Here is an 8,457-nt window from a genome sequence, read left to right on the forward strand (position 1 = left end):
TCGCCCTGGCCACCCGCCTGGTGCCGAGCAAGGAGACTGCGCGATGCATCAGCAGACTCCAGCAACACGTCCACCATTTGTGGAATCGGTTGCAACTCATGGCGGCGCAGGCGGTCCAGGAGCGACTCCATCTGGTGGGTCAACTCGGCGACATCAGAAAACCCGAATGTGGCAGCGCCGCCCTTGATCGAGTGCGCGCAACGGAAGATGCCATTAAGTTCTTCATCATTGGCACTGCTCAGATCCAGATCCAGGAGCATCTGCTCCATCTGGTCGAGGTTCTCACCCGCTTCCTCGAAAAAAATCTGATAGAACTGGCTCAGGTCGAAGTCAGCGCCTGCACCCGAACCTTCTTGGTAGCTTTCCGCCATGGTGGGCTCCTGTGTACTTGATGGTCTCAGTCAACCCGGCTCAGCGGATCACCTTTTGGATGACTTCGATCAAACGATTGGGGTCAAAAGGCTTCACCAGCCAGCCTGTTGCACCGGCCGTGCGACCAGCCTGCTTCATCTGGTCACTCGACTCCGTCGTCAGGATCAAGATGGGAATGGTCTTGAACTTAGGGTGCTCGCGAAGCTTGCGGGTCAGCCCAATGCCATCGAGCCGAGGCATGTTCTGGTCTGCGAGCACCAGATCAATGTTGTGCGTCTCGGCTTTTTCGAGGGCGTCTTGCCCATCCACAGCCTCCACAACGTGATAGCCAGCGCCCGTGAGGGTGAACGCCACCATTTTTCGCATGGAAGGTGAATCATCTACGGCAAGGATCGATTGCATGTATGGCTCCAACTGGCTTGAATATATAGGCTAACCAATGATGTGAAGATCAAAAAAGGTCCACAGAACCTGCATCCATCTCGCTTTGCGTGACGGGGTTCGGCCTGTCAGGTGCCATTTCCGCAAAGGGCGCAGCATCCTCGCCTTCTTCATGGCCCATGGCTTCTGAGGCCAAGCGAAAGGCACACCCCTGCAGCACCTTGGTGGTGTGCCAGATCAGTTGGGAGGCCATGTCCTGAAACTGCAACTCGGTCACGGCGCTGCGTAACGCAGCGCGTGCAGCCACCAGCTCAGGAGAGTCCGAGACCACCGCGTCCGTCAGCATCGAATTGGCCTCACCAAAACGCTCCAGCAGATTGTCCGTCGCATGATTCAACAGCCCCTCCAGGCGGTGCAGGTCATGCATCACCACCAACAAGGAGTCCTGCAGTTCCGCCGCCACCATGACGGGAACCTGGACTGCAGGCCCTCCAGGCGTTGTTAGCGTAGATTGCATCGTTTCTCCATCGCAGCACTTAGCAGCAAAGCACGCAAAAACACGGGACTACGATACATGCGCCAAAGACTTCCGGGCTTTGCGCACTCCGTAGCATCCACGCCCATTGGACGCCGACGCCGAAACCACCCCAACGGGACAAACACCCTTGTTTGTTCCAATTTGTATCCTATGATAGCGCTCCTATGGTCACTGCAACATCAGACCAGACCCTTGCAATCCTGCATCTTGAAGATTCACTGGCTGACCATGAACTCGCAGCGAGAACGCTGCGACGGTCAGGGCTCCAATGCCAGTTGCACCAAGTAGACACTCTCTCTGAGTTTCAGCGACTCACCGACTCCGGGGTGTTCGACATCATCCTGGCAGATTACCGCCTACCCGGGTTCACAGCACTCGATGCGTGGACACATGTGGCGCAAAAGCCTCAACATCCCCCGTTTGTCCTGCTCTCGGGCGCCATCGGTGAGGCGGCAGCTGTGGATGCGATGCGGCTGGGCGTGGCCGACTACCTGCTCAAGGACGATATCCAGCGCTTGCCCCACGTGATCGCGCGTGCACTGGAGGTACACGAAGCCCGGCGCATGCGCGAACACGCAGTGGCCGAGCTGGCCGCCTCTGAGCGCAGGCTGGCGGAGCTGGCAGAACACCTGCAAACCTCCATCGAACAAGAGCGCGCCTCAATCGCACGGGAGATCCACGACGACATTGGCGGAGCGCTCACGGCAGTGCGTTTTGATGTGTCCTGGATCGGCCGACACAGCACCGACCCGGCCATGCAGGAGCACGCCAACTCGGCGGCCGACATGCTGCAGCATGCCATCGGCGCCAGCCAGCGCATCATGATGAACCTGCGCCCCCCCATCCTGGAACAAGGCCTGGTGGCGGCCGTGCAGTGGCTGGCGGCGGGTTTTGAACGGCGCACAGGGGTTCCCACCCGCATTCAGAGTAGCAGCGACACCATCGACACCCCAGCAGACATCCAGCTCGTCGCCTACCGCACAGCACAGGAAGCCCTGACCAACATCTCCAAACACGCCAACTCCGGCAAGGTGGATATCGAACTCTCAGACAAGGAGGGGGTGCTGACACTCGAAGTGGCAGACAACGGCCATGGCATTGCGCCAGAGATGCTCAACAAACCCAAAGCCTTCGGACTCAAGGGCTTGCAGGAAAGGGCGCGCACCGTCGGGGGCTGGCTGGACATCAGCAGTCGGCCGGGCCAGGGGACATCGGTCATTCTGTCCATCCCGCTACCATCGCCCTCACCAACAGCCCCAGGAGATGCGACGTGATTCATGTGGTCCTATGTGACGACCACGCCGTTTTGCGGCGCGGGATACGCGACACCCTGACCGAAGCGACCGATATCCATGTCACCGGCGAAGCAGGGGGCTATTCCGAGCTGCGCGACGTCCTGCGGACCGCCGCCTGTGATGTCCTGCTGCTGGACCTGAACATGCCGGGCCGCAGTGGACTGGAAGTGCTCACCAGCCTGCGGGAGACCCATTCCGCCATCAAGGTGCTGGTGGTGTCCATGTACCCCGAGGACCAGTACGCGCTGCGCTGCCTCAAGGCAGGTGCACAGGGCTATGCCAACAAGGCAGGGGACCCGGTCGAGCTGATTGCCGCCGTGCGCACAGTGATGCAGGGCCGCAAATACCTCACGGCAGAGGTGGCACAGATGCTGGCGGACAGCCTGGCACAACCGACCCCCGAAGCCCTTCACACCACGCTTTCTGAGCGGGAGCTGCAGACGCTGATCAAGATCGCCTCCGGGCGGCGGCTGTCGGACATTGCAGAAGAGCTCATGCTGAGCCCCAAGACCGTGAGCGTTTACCGCTCGCGCGTGCTGGAAAAGCTGAAGCTGTCCAACAACGCCGAACTCACCGTCTACGCCATTCGCAATCAGCTGGTCTGAGCGCGCAGAGGCCCCACCCTACCGCTGCGCGGCAAACAGATCTACTGCCTGCTGCATCAACGCCAGCACGGGCTGCTCCAGCATGGGCAAGGTGGCTGCAATACCCAGCATGCCCACCGTGAGCGTGACCGGAAAACCCACCGCATAGATGTTCATTTGTGGCGCCACGCGGGAGATGATGCCCATTGTCAAATTGACGAACAGCAGCAACGCGATCATGGGCAGGGCAATCCAGAGTGCACTGGAAAATAGCGACGCGCCCAGCTCATGCAGCCGCATCTGCGCAAGCGACTGCAAGAAGTTGCCGTTGGCAGGAAAACGGTCGAAGCTCTTGACCACCGCCATCAGGATCATCAAATGGCCGTTGATGACCACAAACAGCAACATGGCCATGTGGCCAAAAAATCGGGCCACGGCACTGATCTGCGCATTCGAAGAGGGGTCGAAGAAAGACGCGAAATTCAACCCCATCTGCAATCCAATGATTTCCCCAGCCAACTCCACCGCCGCGAACACCAGCCGCACCGAGAAGCCGATGGCCAGCCCCACCGCCACCTGCTGCGCAACGGCGCCCAGGGCTTCGCGGCCATTGAGGCTGATGACCGGCTGATCCCCCAGCACTCCCTGGGCACAGAGTGCAACCAGGAAGGCCAGCCCAATCTTCACGCGCATGGGCACCACCCGCATGGAGAACACCGGGGCCACGGAGAACAAGGCCAGAACCCTCAGAAAGGGCCACAGGATGGGCGAGAGCCAAGCCATGATCTGCGCTTCGCTGAAGGTAATCATGGCATCATTTTGCTACATATACCATAGCGCAAAACCTTTTATGGTTGCGCGCAGAAGGCCTTTTTTCTTGAAAACTAGCCGATCATCGACGGAATGGACTCAATGGTCCTGCGGATATAGTCCACCAGCGTGCTGAGCATCCACGGCCCGGCGATGGCAAACACCACCATCGCAGCGATCAGCTTGGGCACAAAGGCCAGGGTTGCTTCGTGGATCTGGGTGACCGCCTGGAAGATGCTCACGATAAGCCCCACGGCCATCACCACCGCCAGCACCGGCATGGAGATCATCAACAGCAGGTTCAGGGCATCACGCCCGATGGTCAATACCACTTGCGGAGTCATCGCACACTCCTCCCTCAGGTTACAAAGCTGGCGGCCAACGAGCCGATCAGCAGGTTCCAACCGTCCGCCAGCACAAACAACATGAGTTTGAACGGCAAGGCTACCAACACCGGCGACAGCATCATCATGCCCAGGGACATCAGGATGCTCGACACCACCATGTCGATCACCAGAAAGGGAATGAAGATCATGAAACCGATCTGGAACGCCGACTTCAGCTCGCTGGTGACAAATGCCGGCACCAGCACCCGCATCGGGGCGGTCTCTGCCGTCACATTCGGGTCCAGGCGGGCGAGCCGCGAGAACAGCGCAAAGTCGGACTGCCGCGTCTGCTTGAGCATGAAACCACGCATGGGCGCCTCGGCCTTGTCCAATGCCTGCTCGAACGTGATGGTGTTGTTGGTGTAGGGCACATAAGCCTCCTGGTAGACACGGTCCAGGGTGGGGCCCATCACAAAAAAGGTCAGGAACAACGACAAGCCGATGATGACCTGGTTGGGCGGCGCTGACTGCGTGCCCAGCGCCTGGCGCAGAAGGGACAGCACGATCACAATGCGGGTGAAGCCCGTCATCATCAGCAGCACGGCGGGCAAAAAGGACAGCGCCGTGAAAAACAGCAGTGTCTGGATGGGCACCGAGTAGCTGGTGCCTGATGGTCCACTGCCCACCACAAGGGGCAAGCCTCCAGCCGCCTGCGCGAAGGCGGGGCTTTGCATGCCCAGCCCCGCCAGCCCCACAAGAATGGCCATCCGCCACATGCCCGGGGCCAGTGTTGGCAATCTGTCAACCATGGGGCGCCTTTTCGAGGGGCGGTGCATCAGCCGCAGCCGCCACCGCCATCTGTTGCGCAAAAGAGGACATCCCTGCGACCGCCGTGCCAGCACCGGCAGTGGTCGACGCCGGCAAGGGCGACACCGGCAGCACATGCAGGCAACTCACCTGCTGGGCCGTCACGCCAAGCACCAGCCAGGTGCGCGCATGCTCGGGCCCGACCTCGACAGTCACCACCCGCTGCTGTGGTCCGACCGCCACCGCAGACACCACGCGCGATGCGCCCCCCGCAGCCAAGGCGCCGCCCGCATGGCGCTGCTGCAGGCGCCGCACCAGCCAGGGGAGCGCAGCCATGGCGCCCACAAAGAGCACCACGACCAGGAGGGTCTGGGTCATGCTCCCACTATCCACGGCTGACCCGGCGCAGGCGTTCGGAAGGGGTCACCACGTCGGTGAGGCGAATACCAAACTTGTCGTTCACCACCACCACCTCGCCCTGGGCGATGAGGTAGCCATTGACCAGCACGTCCATGGGTTCGCCCGCGAGCGCATCCAGCTCCACCACCGAGCCTTGCGCCAGCTGGAGGATGTACTTGATGGGCACCTTGGTGCGCCCCAGCTCCACCGACAGCTGGACAGGAATGTCCAGCACCATGTTGATGTCGTTGACGGTGTCGCCGCCCGCAGAACCAGAAAACGGCCGCACAGGCTCCCCGGACAACGGCCCGCCCTGCTCAGCGTCCGCCGGCTTGTCGTCGGTGCGTTTTTGCTCTTCCAGCGCCTCGGCCCAGCCCGCAAACGGGTCTTCCGCGCCTGCGTCCTTGTTGTCTTCTTCAGTTGCCATTTTTCTCTCCCAGCCAGCTCATGTCCGACGTACGCAGGCACTCTTCAATGCGGATGGCGTACTTGGAATTGTGGGTTCCATACTGGCATTCAAAAATAGGAACCCCTCCGATTGATGCCCGGATGCGAGGCTCCCGGTCCAGTTCAATGAAGTCGCCGGGCTTCATGGCCAGCAGCTGCTCCACCGTGGCGTCGGCCTTGGCCAGTTCCGCCACCAGCGTGACTTCTGCGGACTGGATTTCGCGCTTGAGCACATTCACCCAGCGGCGATCCACCTCAATGGAGTCGCCCTGCGTGGAGGAATACAGCACATCGCGGATCGGCTCCAGCGTGGCATACGGCATGCAAACATGGATGGCCCCGGAGAGGTCACCGATTTCCAGCTGGAACGCCGTTGACACCACAATTTCGCTGGGAGTGGCAATGTTGGCGAACTGAGGCTGCATTTCGGAGCGCTGGTACTCCAGCTCCAGTGGGTAGATCCCCTGCCAAGCCTTTTTGTACTCGGCGCAAATGACATCGACCAAGCGATTGATGACCCTCTGCTCGGTGGGCGAAAAATCACGCCCCTCGATCCGGGTCTGAAACTTGCCAACCCCGCCATAGAGCGTGTCGATGATGCCGAATACCAGCGAGGGTTCACACACAATGAGCCCGCTGCCGCGCAGGGGGCGGATCGCCACAATGTTGAAGTTGGTCGGAACCGCCAGCTCGCGCAGAAATGCGCTGTAGCGCTGCACGGACACCGTGCCAACAGAAATCTCCGGGCTGCGCCGAATGAAATTAAACAGCCCGATACGGAAGTTGCGCGCAAACCGCTCGTTGACGATTTCCATCGTCGGCATGCGGCCACGGACGATCCGCTCCTGGCTGGAGATGTCGTACGTGCGAACCGAGCCAGCCTCTGCCACCTCTTCGACAGACTTCTGGCTCTCGCCAGTGACCCCTTCCAGAAGGGCATCAACCTCTTCCTGCGAAAGAAATGAATCACTCATGGCTGGTCCTTACCCCGGTTCACTGAATGATGAAGTTGGAGAACAGCACACGCTGCACGGGGTTGCGCTCGACGCGCTTGCGCGCAGGGCGGTCTTCCGCATCTCCGTCCTGCTCAGCCTCTGCCCGAGCGCGCTCACGTTCACGCTCCGTGGGCACCGAATAACCCAAGGGGCGGGAGACTTCGCGGCGGATGTCGGTGGCCAGTTTCTCCTTGCCCTCCCGCAGCAGCAGCTCAGCAGACGTGCGCTGAGATACCAGCATCAGGATGCCACTGCGGATGCTCGGCAGGTACAGCTTGACCTGCTCGGCGGTTTTTGCGTCTTCCAGCTCCAGGGTAATACCAATCTGGGCAAAGCGGTCCCCTCCGGGGTCGGCAAGGTTGACCACCATGTTTTCCAAGGGCAGAAAAGTGGGGGCCACCTTGGGGGCCTCCTTGCGGGCGGCAGGCGCCGCCCCCCCCTCTTCCTCCTCGCCATGCGAGCGGGTCATGAACCAGGCCGCTGCGCCCCCCCCGATCACCAGCACCGCCAGAACGACGCCAATGATGATGATGAGCATCTTCTTGCTTTTCGCTGGAGCAGCTGCGGGGGGATTGGCTGACACGATGGATGTTCCTTGCGATAGGGAGCAAGCCGTGCGCGCACTATCAAAGTGCAAGCAAAGCCGTATGGCCCATTATTGGACGGGGGTGTAACCAATAATAGCCAGAATAAAAGCCCAAAACCATGGCTTTCACTGCGCTCGCCGTCGTTGCCCTCGGGATCCTCCGAACGAATCGAGCGGCAAATGTGCATTGCGGATCAGGTTGGGCTGCCAAACGCAAACCCCAACATAGCCCGGCGACCTTAGCAATCCTGGCTGTTGCGAGTAGCTGCAACGCAACGGCCCCGCCCACACCGCAGACGCACAAGGCGCGGTGATTCGTGCAGAAAATCCCCAGGGATACGTGCAGGCGGTGGCCGCCTGCGCATACGCCCATGCCTCCGGGTCAACAGGTCAAACGAAAATGTCTACCGAGCGATCAGCCCCGCTGCCGTCCCGCGCGAGCGATGCGGTACCCACCGGTGCACTGGAAATCACCTGCGCCTGGCGGGCGCCATCGCGGCCACGGGGCTGCCTCCCATCGCCGCCCTGCGCACCTGCGCCATCCCGTGCCGACGTGCCCACCGACATACCCGACAGCACCAGCCCTTCGCTGCGCAGCAAATCCCTGAGCTGGGCCATGCTCTGGTCGAGCAGTTCACGGGTCTGCGCCTGGTCACTGCGGAAAGTGACATGCGCTTCGTTGCCCGACAATGACACGGAAACCTCCACGGGCTGACCATCGCGATTGAGCGTCAACTCCGCATTCTGCGTTTTCTGGTTGACCCAGTACGCTACCTGGTCGGCCACCTGCTCTTCTGCTCCGGCGGCACCGGGGTCCACAAACCCGGCTGGGCTATCAGTATTCCCCGGCTCCAGCGGGGAAATGCCCGCACTGCCGTCCGACCAAGCGCCCCCCCCGGCCGCCCCCTCGCCAGGAC

13 protein-coding genes are annotated in these 8,457 nt (G+C 61.1%); 2 read left to right on the plus strand and 11 right to left on the minus strand.

What is annotated here, in order from left to right; genetic code table 11:
* The 3 genes from DBR12_RS22505 to DBR12_RS03240 form a co-directional block, all read right to left on the minus strand.
* A partial coding sequence (locus tag DBR12_RS22505; protein ID WP_233244270.1) for an Hpt domain-containing protein occupies window positions 1-371 on the minus strand: 371 nt, incomplete at its 3' end.
* A gap of 40 nt (window positions 372-411) precedes the next feature.
* Entirely contained in the window at window positions 412-774 is a 363-nt protein-coding gene (locus tag DBR12_RS03235; protein WP_108615931.1) for a response regulator, read from the minus strand.
* 49 nt (window positions 775-823) lie between these two features.
* The gene (locus DBR12_RS03240; protein WP_108615932.1) at window positions 824-1,270 is read right to left on the minus strand and encodes a hypothetical protein; all 447 of its coding nucleotides are present in this window, start codon (window positions 1,268-1,270) and stop codon (window positions 824-826) included.
* A 185-nt stretch (window positions 1,271-1,455) separates the two neighbouring features.
* On the opposite strand from DBR12_RS03240, the gene DBR12_RS03245 reads away from it, so the two are divergent.
* Both DBR12_RS03245 and DBR12_RS03250 read left to right on the plus strand, forming a co-directional pair.
* Window positions 1,456-2,565 carry an ATP-binding protein gene (locus DBR12_RS03245; RefSeq protein ID WP_108615933.1) on the plus strand — a complete coding sequence of 370 codons (1,110 nt, stop codon included), beginning with the start codon at window positions 1,456-1,458 and terminating at the stop codon, window positions 2,563-2,565.
* On the plus strand, window positions 2,562-3,191 hold the full coding sequence (locus tag DBR12_RS03250; protein ID WP_108615934.1) for a response regulator transcription factor: 630 nt from the start codon (window positions 2,562-2,564) through the stop codon (window positions 3,189-3,191). The genes DBR12_RS03245 and DBR12_RS03250 overlap by 4 nt, the downstream gene beginning before the upstream one ends.
* A gap of 18 nt (window positions 3,192-3,209) precedes the next feature.
* On the opposite strand, the gene fliR is transcribed toward DBR12_RS03250, so the two are convergent.
* The 8 genes from fliR to DBR12_RS03290 form a co-directional block, all read right to left on the minus strand.
* Entirely contained in the window at window positions 3,210-3,980 is a 771-nt protein-coding gene (gene fliR / locus DBR12_RS03255; RefSeq protein ID WP_108615935.1) for a flagellar biosynthetic protein FliR, read from the minus strand.
* Between the two features lie 74 nt (window positions 3,981-4,054).
* Window positions 4,055-4,324, minus strand: a complete 270-nt coding sequence (fliQ, locus tag DBR12_RS03260) for a flagellar biosynthesis protein FliQ (protein WP_108615936.1) — start codon at window positions 4,322-4,324, stop codon at window positions 4,055-4,057.
* 14 nt (window positions 4,325-4,338) lie between these two features.
* Window positions 4,339-5,082, minus strand: coding sequence for a flagellar type III secretion system pore protein FliP (fliP, locus tag DBR12_RS03265; RefSeq protein ID WP_108615937.1), 744 nt, complete (start codon window positions 5,080-5,082; stop codon window positions 4,339-4,341).
* Between the two features lie 25 nt (window positions 5,083-5,107).
* Entirely contained in the window at window positions 5,108-5,491 is a 384-nt protein-coding gene (locus tag DBR12_RS03270; protein WP_108615938.1) for a flagellar biosynthetic protein FliO, read from the minus strand.
* Window positions 5,492-5,498: 7 nt separating this feature from the next.
* Window positions 5,499-5,939 (minus strand): flagellar motor switch protein FliN, encoded by a 441-nt coding sequence (gene fliN, locus DBR12_RS03275; RefSeq protein WP_108615939.1) that lies wholly within the window; start codon window positions 5,937-5,939, stop codon window positions 5,499-5,501.
* On the minus strand, window positions 5,929-6,933 hold the full coding sequence (fliM, locus tag DBR12_RS03280) for a flagellar motor switch protein FliM (RefSeq protein ID WP_108615940.1): 1,005 nt from the start codon (window positions 6,931-6,933) through the stop codon (window positions 5,929-5,931). The genes fliN and fliM overlap by 11 nt, the downstream gene beginning before the upstream one ends.
* Before the next feature lie 19 nt (window positions 6,934-6,952).
* Window positions 6,953-7,537: a flagellar basal body-associated FliL family protein gene (locus DBR12_RS03285; protein WP_233244271.1), complete on the minus strand. Its 585-nt coding sequence runs from the start codon at window positions 7,535-7,537 to the stop codon at window positions 6,953-6,955.
* 393 nt (window positions 7,538-7,930) lie between these two features.
* Window positions 7,931-8,457: flagellar hook-length control protein FliK (locus DBR12_RS03290; RefSeq protein WP_233244272.1), on the minus strand; the 527-nt coding region annotated here is incomplete at its 5' end.

Origin of the sequence: Acidovorax sp. HMWF029 (assembly GCF_003060895.1) — a bacterium.
GTDB lineage: Bacteria > Pseudomonadota > Gammaproteobacteria > Burkholderiales > Burkholderiaceae_C > Acidovorax.